Annotated in this window: 25 protein-coding genes and 1 tRNA gene; 23 read left to right on the forward strand and 3 right to left on the reverse strand. The window is 73.5% G+C overall.

All coding sequences use genetic code 11. From position 1 onward, the window contains the following. Positions 1 to 17: 17 nt before the first annotated feature. The 3 genes from ACQP2H_RS04675 to ACQP2H_RS04685 all read left to right on the forward strand — a co-directional run bounded on the left by ACQP2H_RS04675 (position 18) and on the right by ACQP2H_RS04685 (position 3,546). Entirely contained in the window at positions 18 to 803 is a 786-nt protein-coding gene (locus ACQP2H_RS04675) for a hypothetical protein (RefSeq protein WP_208568550.1), read from the forward strand. Then, positions 800 to 1,789, forward strand: coding sequence for a nucleoside triphosphate pyrophosphohydrolase (locus ACQP2H_RS04680; protein ID WP_219470671.1), 990 nt, complete (start codon positions 800 to 802; stop codon positions 1,787 to 1,789). The genes ACQP2H_RS04675 and ACQP2H_RS04680 overlap by 4 nt, the downstream gene beginning before the upstream one ends. Before the next feature lie 137 nt (positions 1,790 to 1,926). Next, complete coding sequence (locus ACQP2H_RS04685) at positions 1,927 to 3,546, forward strand: DUF885 domain-containing protein (protein ID WP_219467180.1); 1,620 nt, start codon at positions 1,927 to 1,929, stop codon at positions 3,544 to 3,546. A gap of 53 nt (positions 3,547 to 3,599) precedes the next feature. On the opposite strand, the gene ACQP2H_RS04690 is transcribed toward ACQP2H_RS04685, so the two are convergent. Together ACQP2H_RS04690 and ACQP2H_RS04695 are read right to left on the reverse strand one after the other, a co-directional pair. Then, a complete protein-coding gene (locus ACQP2H_RS04690) occupies positions 3,600 to 4,436 on the reverse strand; it encodes an NAD(+) diphosphatase (protein WP_433231254.1) in 837 nt (278 codons plus the stop codon). A gap of 155 nt (positions 4,437 to 4,591) precedes the next feature. Then, positions 4,592 to 5,284: a hypothetical protein gene (locus ACQP2H_RS04695; protein ID WP_357536261.1), complete on the reverse strand. Its 693-nt coding sequence runs from the start codon at positions 5,282 to 5,284 to the stop codon at positions 4,592 to 4,594. Positions 5,285 to 5,506: 222 nt separating this feature from the next. On the opposite strand from ACQP2H_RS04695, the gene eno reads away from it, so the two are divergent. The 20 genes from eno to ACQP2H_RS04795 all read left to right on the forward strand — a co-directional run bounded on the left by eno (position 5,507) and on the right by ACQP2H_RS04795 (position 22,521). Then, positions 5,507 to 6,790 carry a phosphopyruvate hydratase gene (gene eno, locus ACQP2H_RS04700; protein WP_208568547.1) on the forward strand — a complete coding sequence of 428 codons (1,284 nt, stop codon included), beginning with the start codon at positions 5,507 to 5,509 and terminating at the stop codon, positions 6,788 to 6,790. Positions 6,791 to 6,821: 31 nt separating this feature from the next. Continuing rightward, positions 6,822 to 7,445 (forward strand): FtsB family cell division protein, encoded by a 624-nt coding sequence (locus ACQP2H_RS04705; RefSeq protein ID WP_219467203.1) that lies wholly within the window; start codon positions 6,822 to 6,824, stop codon positions 7,443 to 7,445. A gap of 34 nt (positions 7,446 to 7,479) precedes the next feature. Further along, positions 7,480 to 8,037: a DUF501 domain-containing protein gene (locus ACQP2H_RS04710; RefSeq protein ID WP_219470673.1), complete on the forward strand. Its 558-nt coding sequence runs from the start codon at positions 7,480 to 7,482 to the stop codon at positions 8,035 to 8,037. Next, complete coding sequence (locus ACQP2H_RS04715) at positions 8,034 to 8,540, forward strand: amino-acid N-acetyltransferase (protein ID WP_219467207.1); 507 nt, start codon at positions 8,034 to 8,036, stop codon at positions 8,538 to 8,540. Before ACQP2H_RS04710 ends, ACQP2H_RS04715 begins: the two co-directional genes overlap by 4 nt. A 128-nt stretch (positions 8,541 to 8,668) precedes the next feature. Continuing rightward, a complete protein-coding gene (locus ACQP2H_RS04720) occupies positions 8,669 to 9,907 on the forward strand; it encodes a hypothetical protein (protein ID WP_433231260.1) in 1,239 nt (412 codons plus the stop codon). Between the two features lie 154 nt (positions 9,908 to 10,061). After that, positions 10,062 to 11,003, forward strand: coding sequence for an exopolyphosphatase (locus ACQP2H_RS04725; RefSeq protein ID WP_433233445.1), 942 nt, complete (start codon positions 10,062 to 10,064; stop codon positions 11,001 to 11,003). Between the two features lie 449 nt (positions 11,004 to 11,452). Further along, entirely contained in the window at positions 11,453 to 11,785 is a 333-nt protein-coding gene (locus ACQP2H_RS04730) for a PadR family transcriptional regulator (protein ID WP_219467211.1), read from the forward strand. Further along, positions 11,782 to 12,828, forward strand: a complete 1,047-nt coding sequence (locus ACQP2H_RS04735) for an HAAS signaling domain-containing protein (protein ID WP_433231264.1) — start codon at positions 11,782 to 11,784, stop codon at positions 12,826 to 12,828. Before ACQP2H_RS04730 ends, ACQP2H_RS04735 begins: the two co-directional genes overlap by 4 nt. Before the next feature lie 108 nt (positions 12,829 to 12,936). Beyond that, complete coding sequence (locus tag ACQP2H_RS04740; protein WP_255597890.1) at positions 12,937 to 13,428, forward strand: LppU/SCO3897 family protein; 492 nt, start codon at positions 12,937 to 12,939, stop codon at positions 13,426 to 13,428. Positions 13,429 to 13,643: 215 nt separating this feature from the next. After that, the gene (locus tag ACQP2H_RS04745) at positions 13,644 to 14,330 is read left to right on the forward strand and encodes a dienelactone hydrolase family protein (RefSeq protein ID WP_208568659.1); all 687 of its coding nucleotides are present in this window, start codon (positions 13,644 to 13,646) and stop codon (positions 14,328 to 14,330) included. A gap of 27 nt (positions 14,331 to 14,357) precedes the next feature. Then, positions 14,358 to 15,173 (forward strand): uracil-DNA glycosylase, encoded by an 816-nt coding sequence (locus ACQP2H_RS04750; RefSeq protein ID WP_433231268.1) that lies wholly within the window; start codon positions 14,358 to 14,360, stop codon positions 15,171 to 15,173. A gap of 19 nt (positions 15,174 to 15,192) precedes the next feature. Beyond that, positions 15,193 to 15,930, forward strand: coding sequence for a DUF4129 domain-containing protein (locus ACQP2H_RS04755; protein WP_219470678.1), 738 nt, complete (start codon positions 15,193 to 15,195; stop codon positions 15,928 to 15,930). A 72-nt stretch (positions 15,931 to 16,002) separates the two neighbouring features. Next, positions 16,003 to 16,590, forward strand: a complete 588-nt coding sequence (locus tag ACQP2H_RS04760) for a hypothetical protein (RefSeq protein ID WP_357019853.1) — start codon at positions 16,003 to 16,005, stop codon at positions 16,588 to 16,590. Continuing rightward, complete coding sequence (locus tag ACQP2H_RS04765; RefSeq protein WP_208568540.1) at positions 16,590 to 17,597, forward strand: AAA family ATPase; 1,008 nt, start codon at positions 16,590 to 16,592, stop codon at positions 17,595 to 17,597. Before ACQP2H_RS04760 ends, ACQP2H_RS04765 begins: the two co-directional genes overlap by 1 nt. Positions 17,598 to 17,602: 5 nt before the next feature. Next, complete coding sequence (locus ACQP2H_RS04770) at positions 17,603 to 18,967, forward strand: DUF58 domain-containing protein (protein WP_433231272.1); 1,365 nt, start codon at positions 17,603 to 17,605, stop codon at positions 18,965 to 18,967. A 5-nt stretch (positions 18,968 to 18,972) separates the two neighbouring features. Further along, positions 18,973 to 19,533, forward strand: coding sequence for a hypothetical protein (locus ACQP2H_RS04775; RefSeq protein ID WP_219470682.1), 561 nt, complete (start codon positions 18,973 to 18,975; stop codon positions 19,531 to 19,533). Between the two features lie 91 nt (positions 19,534 to 19,624). After that, complete coding sequence (locus ACQP2H_RS04780; RefSeq protein ID WP_208568539.1) at positions 19,625 to 20,962, forward strand: NAD(P)/FAD-dependent oxidoreductase; 1,338 nt, start codon at positions 19,625 to 19,627, stop codon at positions 20,960 to 20,962. Between the two features lie 130 nt (positions 20,963 to 21,092). Continuing rightward, positions 21,093 to 21,176 (forward strand) — tRNA-Leu (locus ACQP2H_RS04785). Positions 21,177 to 21,286: 110 nt separating this feature from the next. Then, positions 21,287 to 22,108, forward strand: a complete 822-nt coding sequence (locus tag ACQP2H_RS04790) for a Bax inhibitor-1/YccA family protein (RefSeq protein WP_219467221.1) — start codon at positions 21,287 to 21,289, stop codon at positions 22,106 to 22,108. 92 nt (positions 22,109 to 22,200) lie between these two features. Then, positions 22,201 to 22,521 carry a hypothetical protein gene (locus ACQP2H_RS04795; RefSeq protein ID WP_208568537.1) on the forward strand — a complete coding sequence of 107 codons (321 nt, stop codon included), beginning with the start codon at positions 22,201 to 22,203 and terminating at the stop codon, positions 22,519 to 22,521. Between the two features lie 4 nt (positions 22,522 to 22,525). On the opposite strand, the gene ACQP2H_RS04800 is transcribed toward ACQP2H_RS04795, so the two are convergent. Then, positions 22,526 to 23,788, reverse strand: a complete 1,263-nt coding sequence (locus tag ACQP2H_RS04800) for an acetyl-CoA C-acetyltransferase (RefSeq protein ID WP_357536271.1) — start codon at positions 23,786 to 23,788, stop codon at positions 22,526 to 22,528. Positions 23,789 to 23,964 lie beyond the last annotated feature (176 nt).

Below are 23,964 nucleotides of genomic sequence, written 5' to 3' on the forward strand. Positions count from 1 at the left end.
ATGAGAGAGTGACCGTCATGCGTGCACGCCGTCTCATCGCCGCCGCCAGCGTCGCGGCACTGGGTGTCCTCTCCCTCACCGCCTGCGGCAAGGCATCTCCGGATGTGGCCGCATACATCGGCGACAGTCGCTACTCGGTCGCCCGGGTGGACGCGATCTACACCGACGCGCAGACGAGGTACGCCGAGGCGGTGCGGCAGGGCGCGGCCCAGTCCGGCCAGACCCCGGCCCCGGAGCAGCTGCGGGCCGGGGTGACCCGGCAGGACGTGGTGAACCTGCTGGTCAGCATCGACCTGGGCAAGCGGGTCGCGGCCGAGAAGGGCCTCCAGGTCCCCGACCAGATCACCCCGGACCAGCTGGCCCAGCAGTTGCAGATGCCGCCGCAGGCGGAGTTCGCGAAGCTCTGGGGTGAGTGGGCGGACCTGTTCTCCGTGCTCAGCCAGCAGTTGCCGCCGGCCGACCTGAGCGACGAGTCGGTGATGGCGGTCTACCACGCGATCGAGAAGACCGGCGGCATCGACAAGGGGCTGCCGGTGGCGCAGGTGCGGCAGCTCTTCGGCGACGGCGGTTTCGTCCGCAGCGCCGCCGCGTTGAGCACCGCGCTGGGGGAGCAGGCCGACAAGCTCGACGTCGAGGTCAACCCCCGGTACCGGCCGCTCGGCGTCCCGGCCTGGGTCAACAAGGGTCAGGAGCTGGTCTTCTACGCGCTGCCGTACATCGACGCGAGCGGCCCGGTGACCGACGTGTCGACCCCCGAGCCGGTCGGCAGCCCGACCCCGGCGCAGGGGCCGGTGGCCTCCTGAGCACGTCCCACCGGATCGTCCTGCTGGTCACCTCGCCCCGGTTGCCGGCCGGTCTGCTGACCGCCGCCGCCTGGGACGTGCTGCGCTCCGCGCCGGTGCTGACCGGTGCACAGAGCGCCCAGGTCGCGGCGGTACGCGCGGCGGGCGTCGAGGTCACCGTCGTCTCCGGCGGAGCCACCGACGCGTTGCTCGACGCGGCGGCGGCGGGCGGTACGGCGGTCTGGCTGGCCGGCCCGGCCGGCGACGAGTCCCTGGCCCGGGAGTTGGGTCTGCGGTTGGCCCGGCAACCGGGGCTGGCCGAGCTGGAGCTGATGTACGGCTCGTGGGACCCGCCGGGGGCCCGGCTGCTCGATGCGGTCGAGGTGATGGACCGGCTCGCCTCCCCGGGTGGTGACCCGTGGAAGCGGGCGCAGACCCACCGTAGCCTCGCCGGTTTCCTGATCGAGGAGTGCTACGAGGCGTACGACGCGATCAGCGACGGTGACACCGACGCGCTCCGTGAGGAGTTGGGCGACGTGCTGCTCCAGGTGCTGCTGCACGCGCGCCTGGCGGAGGACCTGCCCGAGGGTGAGCGGTGGAACGTCGACGACGTGGCCGGCACCCTGGTCGACAAGATGGTCCGCCGGAACCCGCACGTCTTCGCCGGTGCCGAGGCGGGTTCGCTGGCCGAGATCGAGGCGAACTGGGAACGGATCAAGCGGGCCGAGAAGGCCCGTGCGTCGGTGCTCGACGGCATCGCGTTGAGCCAGCCGGCGCTGGCCCTGGCGGCCAAGGTGCTGGACCGGGCCGGTCGGGCCGGCCTGACCGCCCCGCTGCCGTCCCCCGACGCCCAGCCCGACCCGGAGTCCCACCTGGGTGCCACCCTGCTGACCCTGGTCGCCGAGGCCCGCCACGCCGGCCTGGACCCCGAAGCGGCTCTCCGCCGCACCACCCTGGCTCACACCCGAACCCTCCGCACCACCGAACCCCCCACCTCGTCGAGTTGATCAAGAGGTTTGCGTCAGCCCTGCGCGATCCGGTGACGCGAACCTCTTGATCACGAGAGCGGGGCGGGTGTGCGGTGCCGCGAACCTCTTGATCGACGAGGCCGGGGCGGGCGGTGGGGAGTGGGTAGGGTCGGGGGATGGGTTCATTCGTGCCGTTGGCGGAGCGGATCGTCGAGGCCGTGCTGGAGAGCCGGCCGGGGGTCGCCACGTCGAGCGGGGACCACCGCTACGACGACCGGTTGCCCGATCTCTCCGCCGGGGCGGTCGCGGCCGACCAGGCGATGCTGAGGGAGGCCGCCGACGCGCTCGCCGAGGTCGACACGGACTCGCTCGACGTCGAGGAACAGGTCGACCACGCGCTGCTCAGTGCCCTGGTCGACCGGGAACTGTTCGAGTTGAGCGAGATCCGGGCCTTCGAGTGGGACCCGCTGGTGCACAACCCCGGTCCGCTGCTGCACGCCCTGCTCGCCCGCCCGTACGCCCCGGTGGAGGAGCGGCTGGCCCACCTGGCCGGGCGGCTGACGGCCGTACCCGACGCGTTGGCGACCGCGCGGACGACGTTGCGGGACATGCCCCGGGTGCACGCCGAGACGGCGGTCGGGCAGTTCGTCGGCACCGCCGCGCTGATCCGCGACGAGGTGCCGCTGCTGCTCGCCCAGGCACCCACGCTGGCCGGCACGGTCGGGCCGGCCGCGACGGCGGCGATCGCCGCGCTCGACGAGTTCGTCGGCTGGCTGCGCGCCGGGCTGGCCGCCGAAACCGGGCCGGGCCGTGACCCCCGGCTGGGCCGCCGCCGCTGGGAGGCCCGCCTCTGGCACACCCTCGACACCGAGCTGGGCGCCGCCGAGGTGCAGCGCCGCGCCTGGGCCAACCTGGACCGGGTCACCGCCGAGATCCGCGCGGCGGCCGTCGAGCTGGTCGGTGGCCCGGCCGACGACGAGACGGTACGCCGGGCGCTGGACCTGCTGGCCGCCGAGCACCCCGACGACCACTCCATCGTGGACCTCGCCTCGGTCACCCTCGACGAGGCCGTCGACTTCGTCCGGGCCCACGACCTGGTCGGCCTGGTCGACGACCCGTGCGTGATCCAGGAGATGCCGGAGTTCGCCCGGGGCGTCGCGGTGGCCTACTGCGACTCGCCCGGCCCGCTGGAGCCGGCCGACCTGCCCACCTTCTACTGCATCGCGCCCACCCCGGCGGACTGGCCCGCGCATCGGGTCGACTCGTTCTACCGCGAGTACAACGACCACATGATCCGCAACCTGACCGTGCACGAGGCGATGCCGGGGCACTTCCTCCAGCTCGCCCACGCCCGCCGGTACGCCGGCCCCACCCGGGTCCGGGCGCTGACCGAGTCGGGGGTGTTCATCGAGGGCTGGGCGGTCTACACCGAGGAGCTGATGGCCGGCCTCGGCTTCGGCGGCCTGCCGGTCCGCCTCCAGCAGCTCAAGATGCAGCTGCGGATGACCATCAACGCCCTGCTCGACCAGTTGGTGCACTGCGACCAGATGACCGAGGCGGACGCGTTGGCGCTGATGACCGAACGCGGCTTCCAGGAGGAGGGCGAGGCGGCCGGCAAGTGGCGGCGGGCGCTGCTCACCTCGACGCAGCTCTCCACCTACTTCGTCGGCTACAGCGAACTGGCCGACGTTGCCGCCGCCCGGCCGGCCGGGGTGTCGGTGCGGGACTGGCACGACGCGATGCTCGCCCACGACTGCCCGCCCCCACGCCACCTGCGCACCCTGCTCGGCATCTGACCGCCACGCCACCCCGGCCGGGTGCCCGCCGTCCGGGCCGCGCGGGTGCCGGCTCAGCCGCGGGCGGCGACGGCGTCGATCAGCCAGCGGGAGATCGAGTACGCGGGCGGCAGCTCCGCAGGCAACGCGTCCACCGGGAACCAACGGGCCCGCACCAGCTCCCGCCCGTCCACCACCGGTTCGGCTCCGGCATCGGCGACGGTGGCGGTGAACCCGGCGAGCAGCACCCCCGGCCCGGAGATCGCCCAGGGTTGGCTGCCGAAGTAGTCGATCGTGTCGAGGTCGAGCGAGACCTCCTCGGCGACCTCCCGCCGGACCGCCGTCTCCAGCGACTCGCCGGCCTCCACGAATCCGGCGACCAGCGCCCACAGCTCGGTCGGCCCGGACGCGTGCCGGACCAGCAGCAGCTCGGTGGGGCCACCGGCCGGGCCGGGGCGGGTGATCGCGGTGAGCACCGCCGGGGAGAGCCGCAGCGGCACGTACAGGCCGCAGTCGGGGCAGCGGCGGGCCGTCTCGCCCGGCACGTCGGCCAGCGCCGCCCGGCAGACCCCGCACCAGCGGTGGGTACGCCGCCAGGTGACCACGGCCACCGCCCGTCCGGCGAGCGTGGCGACCGGCTCGGGCAGCTCGGCGGCGAGCGCCCGCCAACTGCGCCACCGCCCGACCGGCCGTCGACCCCCGGCCCTGCTCCCCACGGTCTCCCCGCTCCCCGGCTCCCCGCCCCCGGTCGGGTTGTCCCGGGTGGCTGGCCGGCCCGGGTCGGCCGTCTCCAGCGCCCAGGCCGGCACGCCGTCGAGCGTGCCCAGCGGCACCCATCCGGTCCCGGCCGGCAGCTCGCCGACCCGGGGCAGGCCACCGTCGGGGGTGGTGAACAGCCGGGTGCCGGCCACCAGCAGACCCAGATCGCCCGACGCGGGCGCGGGCCCGGCAGCGTGGCCGGCCGCGTCGTCAGCCGGAGGCGTGGGGCCGGCGGGGCGGTCGGTGGCGGTCGTGGAGGCCGCCGGGTGGTCGGCCGGGGGCGTGGGGTGTCCGGGCGGTGGGACGGTCACGACGACGCCGGCCGGCGGTCCGTCACCCCGGCACCGGCCGGCAGGTCGAACGCCGTCGGCGTCACCGAGTCGGTGAAGCGTTCCAGGGCCAGCTCGACCGGCTGGCCGTCGAGCAGACCGGTGAAGCTGCCGAGCACCCCCTCGGTGGTGACGCAGGCGTCGAAGTCCCCGACGGAACGCCGGACGGCGACGCAGGTGGCGTGGTGGCCGACGAGCGTGGTGTCGCTCTGCTTGACCTGGGCCTGCGGGTCCAGGGCGGCCTCGGTGAGCAACCGGATGACGGCGGGCGGGGTGACCAGCCCGGCCTTGCGGGCCTCGGCGAACAGCGGCACGGCGGCCTTGCCGGACATCAGCACCGGCGGCTCCACCGTGCAGGCGGTCCGCCCGGCGGTGGTCGCGCACCGGGTGATGGCCTGCTCGGAGACGGTGATCTTGCCGGCGGCCCAGGTGTACGCCGAGCGGGCCGGCTCCTTCTCCTGGGCGATGGTGGTGGTCCGGCCGCCGGGGAGCCGGTATTCGGCGGTCCAGGTCTGGACCAGGGACTCGTCCAGCCGGGTGGCGAGATCGTTGATCAGATCGGACCGGCCGAGGGTGCGTCCGGTGTCGTCGAGGGTCTGACAGCCGGTGACGGTGAGCGACGCGATGACCGACACGGCGAGCACGCGGAGGGTGGTCGAGACGGCGGGCATGGCGACCAGCGTGGTCGATCGTGTCCACCCGGCGCAAACCGGTTGCCGGTTGAGGGGTGAGAATCCGGGAATGTCCGTTAGGGCGGGCTGATTAGGGGTGGGCTACGTGTGCCCGGACGCCGTGCAGCCGAGCGTCGCCCGATACGCTGCGTTCAACACAACTGCCCCAGCCGCACCGTCGCGGCCCATACCGGATTCGCACAACGAACGAGGAGCGACTCAGTGGCAACCATCGAGGGAATCGTCGCCCGGGAGATTCTCGACTCACGGGGCAACCCGACGGTCGAGGTCGAGGTAGGGCTGGACGACGGCACGATCGCTCGCGCCGCCGTACCCTCCGGCGCCTCCACCGGCGCCTTCGAAGCGGTCGAGCTGCGCGACGGTGACAAGGACCGCTACCTGGGCAAGGGCGTCGAGAACGCGGTCGCCAACATCGAGGACAAGATCGTCGACCAGCTGATCGGCTACGAGGCCAGCGAGCAGCGGCTGATCGACCAGAAGATGCTCGACCTCGACGGCTCCGACAACAAGGGCACGCTGGGCGCGAACGCCATCCTCGGGGTCTCCCTGGCGGTGGCCAAGGCGGCTGCCGGCAGCGCCGAGCTGAGCCTGTTCCGTTACCTGGGTGGCCCGAACGCCCACCTGCTGCCGGTGCCGATGATGAACATCCTCAACGGTGGCGCGCACGCCGACTCCAACGTCGACGTCCAGGAGTTCATGATCGCGCCGATCGGGGCCCCCAGCTTCCGGGAGGCGCTGCGCTCCGGTGCCGAGGTCTACCACGCGCTGAAGTCGGTGCTCAAGAAGAAGGACCTCTCCACCGGTCTGGGTGACGAGGGTGGCTTCGCCCCCAACCTGCCCAGCAACGCCGCCGCGCTCGACCTGATCGCCGAGGCGGTCGAGAAGGCCGGTTACCGGCTGGGCACCGACATCGTCTTCGCCCTCGACGTGGCCGCGACCGAGTTCTTCGACAACGGCACCTACACCTTCGAGAGCGCCGCCAAGAGCGCCGAGGAGATGAGCAACTACTACACCAAGCTCATCGGCGACTACCCGATCGTCTCCATCGAGGACCCGCTGGCCGAGGACGACTGGACCGGTTGGGCCACCCTGACCGCCGCCGTCGGCGACCGGATCCAGATCGTCGGCGACGACCTGTTCGTCACCAACCCGCAGCGCATCGCCCGGGGCATCGCCGAGAAGTCCGCCAACGCGGTGCTCGTCAAGGTCAACCAGATCGGTTCGCTGACCGAGACCCTGGACGCGGTGGACCTGGCCCACCGGGCCGGTTTCAAGTGCATGATGAGCCACCGCTCCGGCGAGACCGAGGACACCACCATCGCCGACCTGGCCGTCGCCACCGGCTGCGGTCAGATCAAGACCGGTGCCCCGGCCCGGTCCGACCGGGTCGCCAAGTACAACCAGCTCCTGCGGATCGAGGAGGAGCTGGCCGACGCGGCGCGGTACGCCGGCGCCGGCGCGTTCCCGCGTTACCGTTCGGCCTGACCCAGGCGAACCTCGGGGGAGGGGTGTGACGATGCAGCAGCGCCGCACACCGGGTGGCCAACGCCCGGCCCGCCGGCCGACCGGTCGGCCGGGCGGGGCCCGGGGCGCCCGGACGCCGCTGCGCGACGGCGGGGTCCGCGCCGAGCCGCGGGCTGCCGCGGCCCGGTCGCGGCCCGCCGACGGGGTACGGTCGGCGAACCGTCCGGCGGCGGCCCGCCGGACGGCGGCCGGCGGCACCATCCGGCGACTCACCGCGCCCCACCCCCGACGGTTCACCGGCCGGGCCACCGTGCTGTTCGCGGTGCTGCTCGCGCTCGCCCTGGCGTACACCTATCCGGTCCGGGTCTATCTCGACCAGCAGGTCGACATCGAGCGGATGGAGGCCAGCCAGGCCGCCCAGCGTACGGAGATCGCCGAGCTGTCGGCCCAGGCGGCGAAGTGGCAGGACCCCGAATACATCAAGATCAAAGCGCGGGAACGGTTCTTCATGGTGGCCCCCGGTGAGACGCCGGTGATCGTGCTCAACGACGCGGACGGCGCGGCCCGGGACGCCAACGGCGGCCGGCCGCCGACCCCACCCAAGACCCCCGACCCCTGGTACGACACCCTGTGGTCGAGCGTCCAGGCGGCGAACGGCGACGCCCCGGACCAGTGAGCAGCACCCGCGTACCGAACGAGAGATGGGCACCGTGACTGTCGTACCACCGCAGGAGCCGGCGGCGGACTCCGTACCCCCGCCGGAGCACCAGCCGGCCACCGAGGCCGACCTGGCCGCGGTGGCCGCGCAGCTCGGACGCCCGCCCCGGGGCACCCGGGCGGTGGCCCACCGCTGCCCGTGCGGCCTGCCCGACGTGGTGGAGACCACCCCCCGGCTCGCCGACGGCACCCCCTTCCCGACGCTGTTCTACCTGACCTGCCCCCGGGCGACGGCGGCGTGCAGCCGGCTGGAGTCGGCCGGGTTGATGAAGGAGATGGCCGAGCGGCTCGCCGAGGACCCGGAGCTGGCCGACCGGTACCGGGCCGCGCACGAGGACTACCTGGCCCGCCGGGCCGTGATCGGCGAGGTGCCGGAGATCGCCGGCATCTCCGCCGGTGGGATGCCCGGCCGGGTGAAGTGCCTGCACGTGCACCTGGGCCACGCGCTCGGTGCCGGCCCCGGCGTCAACCCGTTCGGCGACGAGACGCTCGCCTTGGTGGAGAAGTGGTGGACGGCCGGGCCGTGCGTGGACCTGCCGGCGGCGCAGTGACCGACGAGATCGTGGTACGCCGGGCCCGCACCGGCGACGTACGCGGCATCCGCCGGCTGGTCGACACCTACACCGACGACCGGCGGCTGCTCAGCAAGGCCACCGTCACCCTCTACGAGGACGTGCAGGAGTTCCGGGTCGCGGTCACCGGCGACGGGCGGGTCGTCGGCTGTGGCGCGCTGCACGTGATGTGGGAGGACCTCGCCGAGATCCGTACCGTGGCCGTCGACCCGGCCTGCCGGGGACGGCGGCTCGGCCACCGGATCGTCACCGAGCTGATCGACGCCGCCCGGGAGTTGGGCATCGCCCGGATCTTCGTGCTCACCTTCGAGACGGCGTTCTTCGGCGCGTTCGGGTTCACCGAGATCGACGGCGCCCCGGTGCCGCAGCCCGTCTACGAGCAGCTGCTGCGCTCCTACGACGAGGGCGTCGCCGAGTTCCTCAACCTGGAACGGGTCAAGCCGAACACCCTGGGCAACACCCGGATGCTGCTGCGCCTCTAGCCCCTGACGGCGGGATCCGCGCGCGGTGCTGCTGCGCCTCTAGCCCCGGACGGCGGGTCCGCGCCCGCTTGCGGCGGCCCGAAGGTGCGGCCCCGGCCGGTCTTGACCCGGCCCGCCACCCTGGGTCGGTGACGATCGTGCGCCGGTTGGGCGCGGTGCTCGCCGCCCTGGTGACCCTGTTCGCCCTGGTCGGCATCGCCCGGCTGATCGCCCCGGCGACCGGTGGCGTCGACCGCCAGCCGCCCGGGGTGGACCGGCAACTCGACTACCTGCGGGCCGAACTGGACGACGGTGCCGGCGAGGACGCCCAGGCGATGTTCCCGGAGGGCTGGTTCTTCGCCCACGCGCTGTACGGGCTGGCCCGGGTGGAGACCGGCCTGCGGCAACCGCCGCAGGGACGTGACGAGGCGCTGCGGGAGGCCCGGTGGGCGCTGGCCCGGCTGGAGTCGCCGGCCGGCACGGCCCCGTTCAGCCGCGACCTGACCCCGGCGTACGGCGTCTTCCACGCCGGCTGGACGAACTGGCTGCGCGGCGGGGTGCTCGCCCTGCAACCGGAGTCGGGGCGGGACCCGGCCGAGGTGCGCCGGTTCGCCGAGGCGTCGGCGACCCTGGCCGCCGCCTTCGACGCCTCTCCCACGCCGTACCTCGCCGCCTATCCCGGGCAGGCGTGGCCGGTCGACTCGACGGTGGCGGTGGCCTCGCTGCGGCTGCACGACGCTCTGCTACCGCCGCGTTTCGCGCCGACCACCGGCCGCTGGCTCGACGGGGTACGCCAGCGCCTCGACCCGCGTACCGGTCTGCTGCCACACCGGGTCGACCCGGGCACCGGAGCACCGGCCGAGGTGGCCCGGGGCACCTCGCAGAGCGTCATCCAGCGGTTCCTGCCGGAGATCGACCCGACCTTCGCCCGCGAGCAGTACCTGCGCTTCCGCACCGACTTCGTGGTGTCGCCACTGAGGCTCGGCCCGGCGGTGCGGGAGTACCCGCGCGGCCTGGACGGCCCGGGGGACGTCGACTCGGGACCGCTGCCGCTCGGGGTGAGCTTCTCCGCCACCGTGGTGACCCTCGGTGCGGCCCAGGTGCAGGGCGACGACGCGTTGGCCGGGGCGTTGGCCAACTACGGCGAACTGGTCGGCTTTCCGCTGGACACCCCGCACACCCGCCGGTACGCCTTCGGGCTGCTCCCGATCGGTGACGCCTTCCTGGCGTGGTCGAAGACCGCCCGCCCGTGGGTCTCCGCGCCCACCGACCCGCCACCGGCGACGGTGGACCCGTGGTGGCGCGCGCCGCTGGTGGCGCTGCTGGTGCTGCTCGCCGTGCTGCCCTGGGTGCCGTGGCTGCTGTGGCGTCGGCGCCGGCGACGGTGACCACCGCCGGCCCGGCAGGCGCTGCCGGGTGCGGTTGGCGCTGCCGGGCACCCTGTCGGTGCTGCCGTGCGTCGGGGCGGTGCGGTCGGGCGTCGGGTCGGCGCTGCCGTGCGCGGGCGACTGCTGCCGTAGGGTTGCTGCCGTGACGACGCGTGTGGCCGCCATCGACTGCGGGACCAACTCCATCCGCCTGCTGGTCGCCGACCTGCCCGATCCGTCGGCCGGGCCGCAGGCCCCGCTGGTCGACCTGGCCCGCCGGATGGAGATCGTCCGGCTCGGTCAGGGCGTCGACCGGACCGGCCGGCTGGCCCCGGAGGCGATCGAGCGGACCCGGGTGGCGCTCGCCGGGTACGCCGCCGAGATCGACAAGCTGGGCGTCGACCGGGTGCGGATGTGCGCCACCTCGGCGTCCCGGGATGCGAGCAACGCGGCCGACTTCCGGGCCATGGTGGAGCAGACCCTGGGCGTCGCGCCCGAGGTGGTCACCGGCGACGAGGAGGCCCGGCTGTCGTTCACCGGCGCGGTCCGGGGGCTGCCCGCCGACGCGGAGCCGCCGTACCTGGTGGTGGACATCGGCGGCGGTTCGACCGAGTTCGTGGTGGGCACCCGCGACTCCGGGGTGCAGGCGGCGATCTCGGTGGACATCGGCTGCGTCCGGATGACCGAACGGCACCTGCACGGCGACCCGCCGACCGTCGCCGAGGTCGCCGCCGCGCAGGCCGACATCGCCGCCGCCGTCGACCGGGCGCTCGCCGCCGTCTCCGGCAGGGAGGCAGCCACACTGGTCGGGCTCGCCGGTTCGGTCACCACCGTCGTCGCCATCGCCCAGGACCTCCAGGAGTACGACCCCGAGCGCATCCACCACGCCCGGGTGCCGTACGAGCGGGTGGCCGGGGTGACCGCCGACCTGCTGGGCCGGACCGCCGCGCAGCGGTTGGCGATCCCGGTGATGCACCCGGGCCGGGCGGACGTGATCGGTGCGGGTGCCCTGGTGCTCAAGGTGATCATGGAGCGGGCCGGGATGTCCTCGGTGGTCGCCTCCGAACACGACATCCTCGACGGCATCGCCTGGAGCCAGCACCCCACCCCCAGCTGACCCCCACGCTCCCCCTCCCCCTCCCCCTCCCCCCTCTCCTCTCCTCTCCTCTCCCTCCCCTCCGCTCGACATCGAGCCCGGTGATCAAGAGCTTTGCGTCAAATTTCCCGGCGAGAACGACCCAAACTTCTTGATCACCGGGCCGAGGGTGTGGTGATCAAGAGGTTTGCGTCGGAAATCCGGGTGGGGATGACGCGAATCTCTTGATCACCGGGCCGGGGTCGGGGGTCGGGGGCGAGGGCCGGGGTCGGGGGTCGGGGGCGAGGGCCGGGGTCGGGGGCGAGGGTCGGGGGTGAGGGTCGGGGCGGGGGGATGGGCCGGGGCTGGGGTGAGCCGAGGGTGAGGGCTGGGGCGGGGTGGGGGTGGGGTGGGTGGGGGTGGGAGATGAGGACGGGGGTGGGGTATGGCGTTGTTGACGGTAGTGCGCAGTGCGCAGTAGTGTGTGATGCGTGGACACCACACAACTACTCAAGGGTGTGCTCGACCTGGCCGTGTTGGCCGTGTTGCGGGATTCCGACGGGTACGGCTACGACATCCTGCGCCGGCTGCGCGAGGCCGGGCTGGATGAGGTCGGCGACGCGTCGGTCTACGGCACCCTGCGCCGACTCTTCGCTGCCGGCCTGCTCACCACCTACGTCGTGCCGAGCGAGGCCGGCCCGCACCGCAAGTACTACGCGCTCAACGCCGCCGGCCGTGACCAGCTCACCCGCTCCGGCAAGACCTGGCGCGCGTTCGCGACGACGATGGACCAGCTGCTCGACGATCGGGGGATGGCGGCATGACCGTCACTGGGCAGGAGATAACGGACTACGTCGAGCGGGTGCGGACCGCCCTGGCCGACCTGCCACCGCAGGTACGCGAGGAGCTGACCGAGGACCTTCCGGAACACCTCGCCGAGGTGGCCGCCGAGGCCGACGGTTCCCTGGTCGACCGGCTGGGCACCCCCGAGGCGTACGCGGCGGAGTTGCGCGCCGCCGCCGGGGCGGGTGACCCGGCGGCCGGCCGGCGGGCGCTGGAACGGCGGATCGCCACCATGCTGGGGCGTGCCCGGGCCCGGGTGGATCGGGTCGACGCCCGGCTCGGCCCACTGTTCGGTCACGACACGGCGGGGGAGTTCCTGCGGCTGCTGCGCCCGGCGTGGTGGGTGGCCCGCGCCTACCTGGTCGCGATGATGCTCACCGCGCTCAGCACCGACGGGCCGCTCGGCCTGCTGCCCCGGCTCGACGGCCACGCGTTCGTCGGCCTGCTGGTCTTCGCCGGCCTGGTGTGCGGCTCCGTCTGGTTGGGTCGGCGCACCCCCGAGCTGCGGTCCTGGCGGCGCTGGGCGTTGCACGCCAGTTCGGCGGTGCTGGCGTTGTTCGCGATCGCCGCGGTGGCGAACGTGGACGACCAGGCCCGCTCCGGCTACGGCTACGGCTACGAGACGACCTCCGTGCAGAACCCGTACGACCAGGTGCAGGACGTCTACGTCTACGACAGCGAAGGGCGGTTGGTGGAGAACGCCCGGCTCTTCGACCAGAACGGCACCCCGATCCGGTTGGGCTGGCCGGCCTGCGACGATCCGGCCCTGCCCGACGTCAACCCGGTGCAGCGCGGCTACCCGTACTGCCCGCAGCAGGCGCCGTTCCGGCCGCGTCCGCCGGCCGTCGCCCCGCTCCCGCCCGGGTCCGGCGTGAGCCCCGGCGGGTCGCCGACGGCCACCGCGCCGGGTGTTGCGCCGACAGCCACCGCGCCGGGAAACCCCGTACCCACGGGATCGGTGCCGGTCGCGTCGCCCTCGGTGTCCGGGTCGGCGGGGGTGCCCCTGCCCACCGCCACCGGCTGACCTGCCGTTGCTGGGAAATGGCTGAACGGACGAGGGGAACGGGGCAGCACGCGCTGATCTTCGTCGCTACGTTGTCGTCTGCTCATTCGCCCCTCGGAAGGAAATTCAGTGTCAGAGCAGGTCGCATCGTCCCCCGCGCCGCAGGCGGAGCAGGTGGCCCAGCCCGAACCGGTCACCCCGGCCACCGCCGCGCAGCCGACGGAACCGAAGGGTGGCGGGGCGAAGAAGGTGCTCGGCATCGTCGGCGCGATCGTCGCCTTCCTGGTGATCGCGGCGCTGAAGTTCGGCGTCGCCAATGCCATCGGCAACTTCCTCAACCCCGACGAGACGGCCGAGGCGAAGGCCGGTGACTGCATCGCCGAGCTGCCGGAGGTGACCGGCACGCAGGAGAAGTCGGTCAGCGACGCCAAGGTGGTCAAGTGCACCTCGACCGACGCCGTCTACAACGTGGTCGGCCGGGTCGAGGAGCAGACCGAGGCGCAGGCCAAGACCGGTAAGGCGTGCGAGCAGTACATCAAGGAGGGTGAGGACGGCTACGTCTTCTACAACATCGCCCCGGGCGGCAAGGGCTACCTGCTCTGCCTCACCAAGAAGGCGTGACCGACAGGGCCTGACCGGTCCGTACGACGATCAGCCGACGGCGGCGCGGGATTCCCGCGCCGCCGTCGGCGTGTTGCACGCCACCGTTCGATGAACGCGAGGTATATGCCACTGTTCTGGCATCTTCCCGGCACGCGTACGGCGTGGCAGGCTACCGACACGTAGGAACGCCCTGCGACCAGCCGACGATGACTGACCGACAGGAGGACGGGCCGATGGGCGAGATGGTGAGTTACCGCCGGAACGCAGGGACCGGCGAGGGGTATCTCGCGGTACCGGCCAGTGCGACGGCCAGCCCGGCGGTCATCGTCATCCAGGACTGGTGGGGTCTCGTGCCGCACATCCGCTCGGTGGTGGACCGGTTCGCCGAGGCCGGCTTCGTGGCGTTGGCCCCCGACTTCCGGCACGGCCAGCCGGCCAGCAAGCCCAGTGAGCCCCGGCAGATGCTCAACAGCACCCAGATGGACGAGGCGGCGGCCGACATCGCCGGGGCGGCGGAATACCTCGCCGGTCGGGCCGAGGTGACCGGCAAGGTGGGGTGCGCCGGGTTCTGCGCCGGTGCCAGCCTGGCGCTGTGGGCGGCCACCCGCGCCGAGCGGATCGTCGCCACCGCCGCCTTCTACCCCCGGCTGCCGTGGGACGGGATGCCCACCGAGTGGACCGACTACGCGGGTAAGGCGGCGGTCGTGCACTGCTCAGAGGCCGACGGACTGTCCGCCGCCGACGGCGTGCAGACGGTACGCCGGGCCGTGGAGAACGCCGGCGGCACCTGCCAGACCTACGACTACCCGGGCACCGCGCACGCGTTCTTCAACGAGGACCGGCCGGAGAACTTCGACCAGCGGGCCGCCGCCACCGCCTGGGCCCGCACCCTCGAACTCTTCCGGGCCAAGCTTGGCTGAGCGCCGGTCAGCCGACGGGCGCAGGCGTTGACGGTGCCCAGGCCGACCGTGTCCCGTACCCCCGCCGAGGTGGTCGCCCGCGCCGCGCGGGCGACCGACCTGGCCGACCTCGACGCGGCGGTCAGCGACTGTTTCGCCTGCCCGCGCCTGGTCGACTGGCGGGAGGAGGTCGCCCGGACGAAACGGGCCGCGTTCCGCGACCAGGACTACTGGGGTCGCCCGGTGCCCGGCTTCGGCGCCCCCGACAACCGCACCGGGCGCGGCGGCGCGGGCCCGTCCGCCACCCCACCCGGCCCGGTGTCCGAACCCCGGATCGGGATCCTCGGCCTGGCCCCGGCGGCCCACGGCGGCAACCGGACCGGGCGGGTCTTCACCGGCGACCGCTCCGGCGACGTGCTCTTCGCCGCCCTGCACCGCGCGGGGCTGGCCAACCAGCCCACCAGCGTCGCCGCCGACGACGGCCTCGCCCTCACCGGCGTGCGGATCTTCGCCGCCGTGCGCTGCGCCCCGCCGGACAACAAGCCCACCCCGGCCGAGCGGGACACCTGCGCCCCCTGGGTGCACCGGGAGGTGGCCCTGATCCGACCCACCATGCGGGTGGTCGTCGCCCTGGGCGCGTTCGCCTGGGCGGCGTGGTGGCCGGTGCTACGCCAGGTGTACGGCGTCCGACCGCCCAGCCCGCGACCGGTCTTCGGCCATGGGGCACACTGGTCCGGGTCGGCCGCTCCCGATCTGCTCGGTTGCTACCACGTCAGCCAGCAGAACACCTTCACCGGGCGGTTGACCACACAGATGCTGGACGACGTGTTCGCCCGGGCGAAACAGCTCGCGGGGGTGGACTGAGCAGCGTGGGGCGGTGGCGATGGACCTCGGCGTACTGCGCAGGTGGTGGCCCGTCGCCCTGGTGACGCTGCTGCTGCTCGCCGCCGCGCTCTCCGCCGGGCACTCCTCGATCGGCGCGAGCCGTATCCCGCCGGCCGCCGACAACATCCCGTACGTGCCGGATTACCCGTCCGCCGAGCCGGCCGCGTCGATCCCGATCGAGCCCCGTGCCGACGCCGCGCAGACCCGGGCGAGTGTTCCGCAGTGGATCGCCACGGCGGCGCTCGGCCTGCTCGGGCTGGCGATCCTGGCCGCCGTGGGCTACCTGGCCTGGACGCTGCTGCGCGGCGCGCTGCGCCGGACCACCCGGGCGGTGCCCGCCGCGCGGGCCCGGCGTACCGCCGAGGGGACCGCCCGGGAGGTGGTGGCCGCGCTCGACGCCGGCCTGGAGGAGCTGGACGACGCCGACACCGACCCGCGTACCGCCGTCATCGCCTGCTGGGTGCGGCTGGAGGAGGCCGCCACCGAGGCCGGCGTGCCGAGGCTTACCGGGGACACCCCGACCGACCTGGTCACCCGGTTGTTGCGGGGAGACCCGGCCGCCGGGGTGCCCGCCATCGCCAGCGCCGACGTGCTGGACGGCTTCGCCCACGTCTACCGCGAGGCCCGCTACGCCACCCGCAGCGTCGACGCCCGGATGCGGGACCAGGCCCGGGGGGCGCTGCGCCGGCTGCGTGGCGAACTCACCGCCCTGGCCGACCCGCAGGTGCCGGCGTGACCGCCCGCCAGCACACCGCACCCGGTGGGGTGCCGGCGTGACCGCCCGCCACCCGTCCGGCGGGGTGTCGGGGTGAGCGAGTCGACCGGTCTGGACGACCTGTTCCGTTTCGAGGAGGAGCCGTCGGCCCGGTCCGGCCGGGCCCGGGGCGGGCGCGTGCGCTGGCTGTTCCGGCTGCTCCTGACCACCGCCGGGGTGACCGCCGTGGTCCTGGTCGGCCTGCGCGCGGTCGGTCTGCAACTGTCGATCGGCATCGTGGTGGCGGGGGTGCTGGCGGTGCTCACCGTCCGTCGGGTCACCGCCGCGCTGGCCCCGCCGCCCCCGCCCCGCAGCGGGGCCCGGACCCCGGCCGGTGAGGAGCCGGGCGCCTACAACTGGGCGGCCCGGGACGCGCTGCGGGCCGCGATCAACGGCTGGGAACGACCGCTGGACTGGTCCTCGGGCAACCAGGAGCGGTTCACCGAGCGGATCCTGCCCCGTCTCGGCGAGCTGGCCGACGAGCGGCTGCGCCAACGCCACGGCCTGACCAGGGAAGCCGACCCGACCCGGGCCCGGGCCCTGCTCGGGGACCCGCTGTGGAGTTTCCTCGAGACCCCCTCCCGCCGTCCCCCGTCGCCGCGCGACCTCGCGGCGATCGTCGCCGAACTGGAGAAGATCTGATGAACGACGTGGACCGCAGCATTCCCGCCACGGAGGTCGGCCACCTGGCCCGGGCGGTGCTGGACGCGGTCGGCACGGTCGTGGTCGGCAAGCGGGAGTCCCTGGAACTGGTCCTCGCCGGCATCCTGGCCGGCGGGCACGTGCTGCTGGAGGATCTGCCCGGCCTGGGCAAGACACTGACCGCCCGTTCCTTCGCCCAGGCCCTCGGGTTGGACTTCCGCCGCCTCCAGTTCACCCCCGACCTGCTGCCCGCCGACGTCACCGGCTCGTTCCTCTACGACCAGCGCACCGGCGACTTCTCCTTCCGGGCCGGTCCGCTCTTCACCAACCTGCTGCTCGCCGACGAGATCAACCGGACCCCGCCGAAGACCCAGTCGGCGCTGCTGGAGGCGATGCAGGAGAAGCAGGTCTCCGTCGAGGGCGTCACCTACCGGCTCGACGAGCCGTTCCACGTCCTGGCCACCGCCAACCCGATCGAGTACGAGGGGACGTACCCGCTGCCCGAGGCGCAGCTCGACCGGTTCCTGCTGCGGGTGTCGTTCGGTTACCCGCAGCGCGACGAGGAGTGGGAGGTGCTGCGCCGCCGGATGGACCGCCGCCGCGAGGAGGCGCAGATCGAGCCGGTGGTCGACGCCGCAACCCTGCGGGCCATGCAGGCCGCGTTGGAGGACGTGGTGGTGGAGGACTCCGTCGGCAAGTACATCGTGGACCTCACCGCGGCCACCCGGGAACACCCGTCGGTGCTGGTCGGGGCGTCCCCCCGGGGTTCGCTGGCGTTGCTGCTGCTGGCCCGGGTCCGGGCCGTCTTCGCCGGCCGGGACTACGTGGTGCCGGAGGACGTGAAGGAGGTGGCCGCCCCCGCGCTGGCGCACCGGATCACGTTGCGTCCGGAGATGTGGCTGCGCCGGGTCGACCCGTCGTTCGTGGTCGGCGAGGTGCTGGAGCAGACCCCGGCCCCGGCCAGTGGGGCGCTGCCCAGCTACGCGGCCGGCCGGGCCGGGCGCTGATCGTCGTGCCGGACCGTCAGGAGCCGACGGCGGGCTGGTCGCCCACCTGGGCGCTCGGCCGGGCGGTGCTGCTCACCGGGCTGCTGCTGATCGCCGCGGTGCTGCTCGGCCGGGTCGACCTGGTCGTGCTGGCCACCCCGTTCGCGCTCGGCACCGCGTACGCGTTGCGTCGCCGGCCCTCCGCCGCCCCACAGTTGGAGATCATCGCCGAGGATGCCCAGCTGGTAGAGGGCGGTGACCTGGCCGGCGCGGTGGCGGTGGGCAATCCGGACACCGTGCCGTACGACGTGGTGGTGGTCCGGACCCGCGTCTCGCCGTGGCTGTCGGTGCGGCGGGTCGGTTTCGGCGGCATCGAGCTGGATGTCAGCCGCTCCGGCGGCATGGACCGGCCCTTCGTGACGGCGTTGTCCACCGGCACCGCCGTCGACCTGGAACTGTCCGGCACCGCGCTGCGCTGGGGGCGGCACCCGGTCGGTCCGGCCGGTGCCCGGGCCGCCGCCGCCGACGGACTGCTGGTCTCCCGTGCGGTGCTCACCGAACCGGTGCGGATGCGGGTGTACCCGAAGACCGAGCCGTTCGACGCGGTGGAGGCGATGCCCCGGGCCGCCGGGCTGGTCGGCGCGCACCACTCGCGCCGGCCGGGGGAGGGCGGGGAACTGGCCGGGGTGCGGGTCTTCGGGCCGGGGGACCGGCTGCGCCGCATCGACTGGCGGGTGTCGCTGCGGACCCGGCAACTGCACGTGGCGTCGACCCTGTCCGACCGGGACGCCGAGGTGGTCGTCCTGCTCGACGTCCTGGCCGAGGCGGGGCGGTCCGGCGGGGTGGCCGGAGCGGCATCCGTGTTGGACACCACCGTCCGGGCCGCCGCCGCGATCGCCGAGCACTACCTGCACCGGGGCGACCGGGTGGCCCTGCTGGAATACGGCCCGGCGGCCCGTCGGCTGCGCCCCGCGACCGGCCGCCGGCAGTACCTGACCGTGCTGGAGTGGCTGCTCGACGTGCACGCCGAGTCCTCCCCACACGAGCCGTACGACCAGGTGTTCGGGCCGCAGGTGCTCTCCGCCGACGCGCTGGTGGTGGTGCTCACCCCGCTGCTCGACGAGCGGTCCGCGCAGATGTTGGCCCGGCTGGCCCGGGGCGGACGGTTCGTGGTGGCGGTGGACACCCTGCCGACCGACCTGGCCCCACCCGGCGACCGGGGCTGGGCACCGGTTGCGTACCGGCTGTGGCGGCTGGACCGGGACACGATGATCGCCCAGCTCCGGGAGCACGGCGTGCCGGTGGTGGGCTGGGCCGGCGCGGGCAGCCTGGACCAGGTGCTGCGGGACGTCGCCCGGCTGGCCACCGCCCCCCGGGTGGGTGGCCGGTGAGCCCGGTGGACGCGGCCCGGGAGCGGGTCCGGGCGGCCCGCACGGCGGTGCGTCGGGTGGCGCTGCTGCCGTTGCTGGTGCGCGGGGCGGTCTTCCTGGTGGTGCTGGCCGGCCTGCTGCTGGCGTACCCGGTGGAGCTGTTCCAGGCCCGGTCGCTGCTCGCGCTGACGGTGGTGGCGGTGCTGCCGGCGGTGGCCCCGCGCCGGGTCTGGCCGACCTTCGCCGCGCTGGTCACGGTCGCCGGCTGGGTGTTCGCCTCGGCCGGTTACGACCGCCCGATCGCGTTGTGGCGGTTGCTGGCGGTGGCGACCCTGCTCTACCTCGGGCACACCCTCTGCGCCCTGGTGGCCGTGTTGCCCTACGACGGGGTGACCGACCCGAACGTGGTGCTGCGCTGGCTCACCCGGGCCGGCGCGGTGGTGCTGGCCTCCGCGGTGATCGGCGTGTTGCTGACCCGGGCGGGGCAACTCGGCCCGGATGACGGTTTCCAGACCGCCACGGTGGTCGGACTGCTGGTGGCGGTGGGTCTGAGCGGGCTGCTGGGTTGGCTGCTGCGCCGCAGATAGCGCGACGTTGCGCAGCTCACAGGTGTTGTGCTCCGTCACAGATGGGGGTCTCGAGGGGTATTACCGCAGCCGCCCGGGGAAAGATGGATACGTGAATCCGAAGCGGATCCTTGTCGTGGGTGCCGGGCACGTGGGCCTGTACGCCGCTCTGCGCCTGTCCAAGAAGCTGAGCTCCCGTGAGGCCGAGGTCGTCGTCGTCGACCCGCAGCCGCACATGACCTACCAGCCGTTCCTGCCCGAGGCGGCGGCCGGCAACATCTCGCCCCGGCACTCCGTGGTGCCGCTGCGGCGCGAGTTGCGCAAGTGCAAGGTGGTCGCGGGCGCGGTGACCCGGATCGACCACAGCCGCAAGACCGCGGTGGTGCAGCCGATCTCCGGCCCGACCCGGGAGATCCCCTACGACCACGTGGTCGTCGCCCCCGGCTCGGTGTCCCGCACCCTGCCCATCCCGGGCCTGCACGAGCACGGGATCGGCTTCAAGACCATCGGTGAGGCCATCTACCTGCGCAACCACGTGCTGGACCGGCTCGACGTGGCCGCCGCCACGCCGGATCCCGACGTCCGTCGCTCCGCGTTGACCTTCACCTTCGTCGGCGGCGGCTACGCCGGCATCGAGGCGTTGGCCGAGATGGAGGACATGGCCCGGGACGCGCTGCGCTACTACCCCGAGCTGGAACCGGACGACATGCGCTGGGTGCTGGTCGAGGCGACCCAGCGGGTGCTGCCCGAGGTCGACCGGGACATGGGCGCCTACACGGTGCAGCAGTTGCTCAAGCGGAACATGGACATCCGGTTGGACACCCGGCTGGAGTCCTGCGTCGACGGTGTGGTGAAGCTCTCCGACGGCGACAGCTTCCGCTCCGACACCATCGTCTGGACGGCCGGGGTGAAGCCGTCGCCGATGCTGGACCGCACCGACTTCCCCCGCGACGAGCGGCGGCGGGTCACCTGCCTGCCCACCCTCCAGGTCGTCGACGGCGACCGGGTGGTCGAGGGGGCGTGGAGCGCCGGTGACTGCGCGGCCGTGCCGGACCTCACCAAGGAGCCGGGCAACTACTGCTCGCCGAGCGCCCAGCACGCGGTGCGGCAGGCCGCCCGGATGGCCGACAACATCGCCCTGGTGGTCCGGGGCCGGCCGCCTGTCGACTACAAGCACAAGCACGCCGGCAGCGTGGCCAGCCTCGGCCTGCACAAGGGCGTCGCCCAGGTGTACGGCATCAAGATGACGGGCTGGCCGGCCTGGTTCATGCACCGGACGTACCACATGAGCCGGATCCCGTCGTTCAACCGCAAGGTCCGGGTCGTGGTCGACTGGTCGCTGGCCTTCTTCCTCAAGCGTGAGGTGGTCGCGCTCGGTCAGCTGCACGACCCGCGGGAGGAGTTCGCGGAGGCGTCGCAGCCGATCCCGATCACCAGCAGGGCGGCCTGACCGCCGCTCCGACACCGAACGCCCCTGCCCGCCGGAGCGGGCAGGGGCGTTCGCGTCGCCGGGTACGCCGGGGCGACACGGACCGGTTACCGTGGGACTGCACCGCCGCGCATCGACGTGACGCGCTTTCGCCCGGGTGGTGGAACGGCAGACACGGCCGCCTTAAAAGCGGCTGCCGCAAGGCGTGCGGGTTCGAGACCCGCCCCGGGCACCACACACTCTCAGCTTTCCCACAGCGTCCCGGCCGTACCGGCTGGCACCGGGCCGTTTACCCTGGGAGTGCACGTTTGCGTGCGACTGACCCCCTGAGGGAGGCCTGAGACAGTGAAGACCTCGAACCCGGTGCTCGCCCGGCTCGGCCAGGCGGCCGAGCGGGAGCGCTCCGCCGGGTACGCCCAGCCCGGGCCGTACGGTTACGGACAGCCCGGCGTTCCCCAGCAGTACCCGGGTCAGCCCGGTTCCCCGGTCGCCCCGCAGGTGTCCGGCACGATGACCCTCGACGACGTCGTCGTCAAGACCGTCACGCTCCTGGCGATCCTCGGCGTCTCCGCCGCCGCCGCCTGGATCCTGGTGCCGGATTCGGTGCTCGGCGTCGCCTGGATCGGCGCCGCTATGGTCGGCCTGGTCCTCGGGCTGATCATCTCGTTCTCCCGGGTCGCCAACCCGGCGCTGGTCGTCGCGTACGCGATCGTCGAGGGCGCGTTCGTCGGCCTGGTCAGCAAGGTCTACGAAACGGCCTACCAGGGCATCGTGCTCCAGGCCGTGGTCGCCACCTTCGGCGTCTTCTTCGTGATGACCATCCTCTACAAGGCGCGCGTCATCCGGGCCACCCCCAAGTTCGTCAAGGGCATGATCGCCGTGATGGCGGGCCTGTTCGCCGTCATGCTGATCAACCTGGTGCTCGCGCTGTTCGGCGTGAACACCGGCCTGCGCGACGGCAGCCCGCTGGCCATCGGGTTCAGCCTGGTCTGCATCGTGGTCGCCTCGCTGAGCTTCGTGCTCAGCTTCAAGGAGGTCGAGGACGGCGTCCGGATGGGGCTGCCGGCCCGCTATTCCTGGACGGCCGCGTTCGGCATCGTGGTCAGCCTCGTCTGGCTCTACCTGGAGATGCTCCGTCTGATCAGCTACTTCCAGGGTGACGACTGACGCTTTCGCACCCGACGCCCGCCACCGTGCACCCTGCGGCGGCGGGCGTCGTCGTCTACGCACCCCGACCGGGGTGCGTAGACTCGCCGACGATGAGCGCAGCGGAGTTGGGCCGGGCGGTGGACCTGCTGGTCCGTCAGGTGGGCCACTGGCAGCAGCCGCGCTGGGCGGCGGTCGCCGAGGGCGGCAACGTGTCCCGGGCCGACCTGGTGCACAAGCTGGTGCAGGAGGTCGCCGACCTGGCGGCCGACGCGGAGGGTGAGCCCCGGCGGGACGTACCCCGGTTGGCGCACCCGATGGCGCTGCCCGACCAGCTCCGGGTGGTCACGGCGGACCTGGTGGCCGCCGGCCCGCCGGAGGCGGTACTGGCCGGGGCCGCCGCCCTGGTGACGGCGACCCGCGGCGCGCTGTAGCGGCTCAGCTGAGCCGTTCGAGCACCATCGCCATGCCCTGACCGCCGCCGACGCACATGGTCTCCAGGCCGATGGTCGCGTCGTGCCACTGCAGGGCGTTGAGCAGGGTGCCGGTGATCCGGGCGCCGGTCATCCCGAACGGGTGGCCGACGGCGATCGCCCCGCCCATCACGTTGACCTTGTCCTCGGGGATGCCGAGCTGCCGGTACGACGGGATCACCTGGGCGGCGAACGCCTCGTTGATCTCGACCAGGTCGACGTCGTCGACGGTCATCCCGGCCCGGCGCAGCGCCTGCCGGGACGCCTCGACCGGGCCGAGGCCCATGATCTCCGGCGACAGGGCGGTGACGCCGGTGGAGACGATCCGGGCCAGCGGGGTCAGCCCCAACTCGTCGGCCCGCTGGGCGCTCATCACCACCACGGCGGCGGCCCCGTCGTTGAGCGGGCAGCAGTTGCCGGCGGTGATCCGGCCGTCCGGGCGGAAGACCGGCTTCAGCCCGGCCACCGCCTCCAGGGTGACCCCGGCGCGCGGGCCGTCGTCGGTGTCGACCACGCTGCCGTCCGGGGTGGTGACCGGGGTGATCTCGCGGACCCAGAAGCCGTCGGCGATGGCCTTCTCGGCGAGGTTCTGGCTGCGGACGCCGAACGCGTCCATCTCCTCCCGGGTGACGTCGTACACCTGGGCCAGGTTCTCCGCCGTCTGCCCCATCGCCAGGTAGATGTCGGGGAGCTGCCCGGCGTCGCGCGGGTCGGTCCACACCTCGGCGTCGCCCTGGGCGCGGGCCACCGACCGCTGCCGCGCCTCGGCGAAGCGCGGGTTCTCCCAGCCACCGCCGACCAGCGCCTGCGCCTCGGGTGGCAGGGTGTCGGAGTTGCCCCGGGCGTACCGGGAGACCATCTCGACCCCGGCGGAGACGAAGACGTCGCCCTCGCCGGCCCGGATCGCGTGCATCGCCATCCGGGTGGTCTGCAACGACGACGCGCAGTAGCGGGTGAGGGTGGCGCCCGGCAGCCCGTCCAGGCCCATCAGGGTGGCGACCACCCGGGCCAGGTTGAAGCCCTGCTCGCCGCCGGGCAGCCCGCACCCGAGGTAGAGGTCGTCGATGGTGGTCGGGTCGAGCCCGGGAACCTTGTCCAGCGCGGCCTGGACGATGGTGGCGGCGAGGTCGTCCGGGCGGACCTCGCGCAGGGAACCCTTAAACGCGCGGCCGATGGGGGACCGGGCGGTGGCGACGATGACGGCGTCGCGGGACGACTCAATCGGCATGAACCAACGTTAACTTGACGGTAACTTGGCGCGGAAGCAGCCCGACCAGCGGGAAATGTCACCCGGGCGGCATGCCGGTGGCGGCGGCGTCGACCCACCGGCAGCTCGGACCCGCCGGCCCGGGCTACGCCGGCCGGGGTAAGCCGGACCGCGGGGCCACGCCGGACCGCCGGGGC

Source organism: Micromonospora sp. CA-248260 (genome assembly GCF_050942205.1).
Taxonomy (GTDB): domain Bacteria; phylum Actinomycetota; class Actinomycetes; order Mycobacteriales; family Micromonosporaceae; genus Micromonospora; species Micromonospora antibiotica.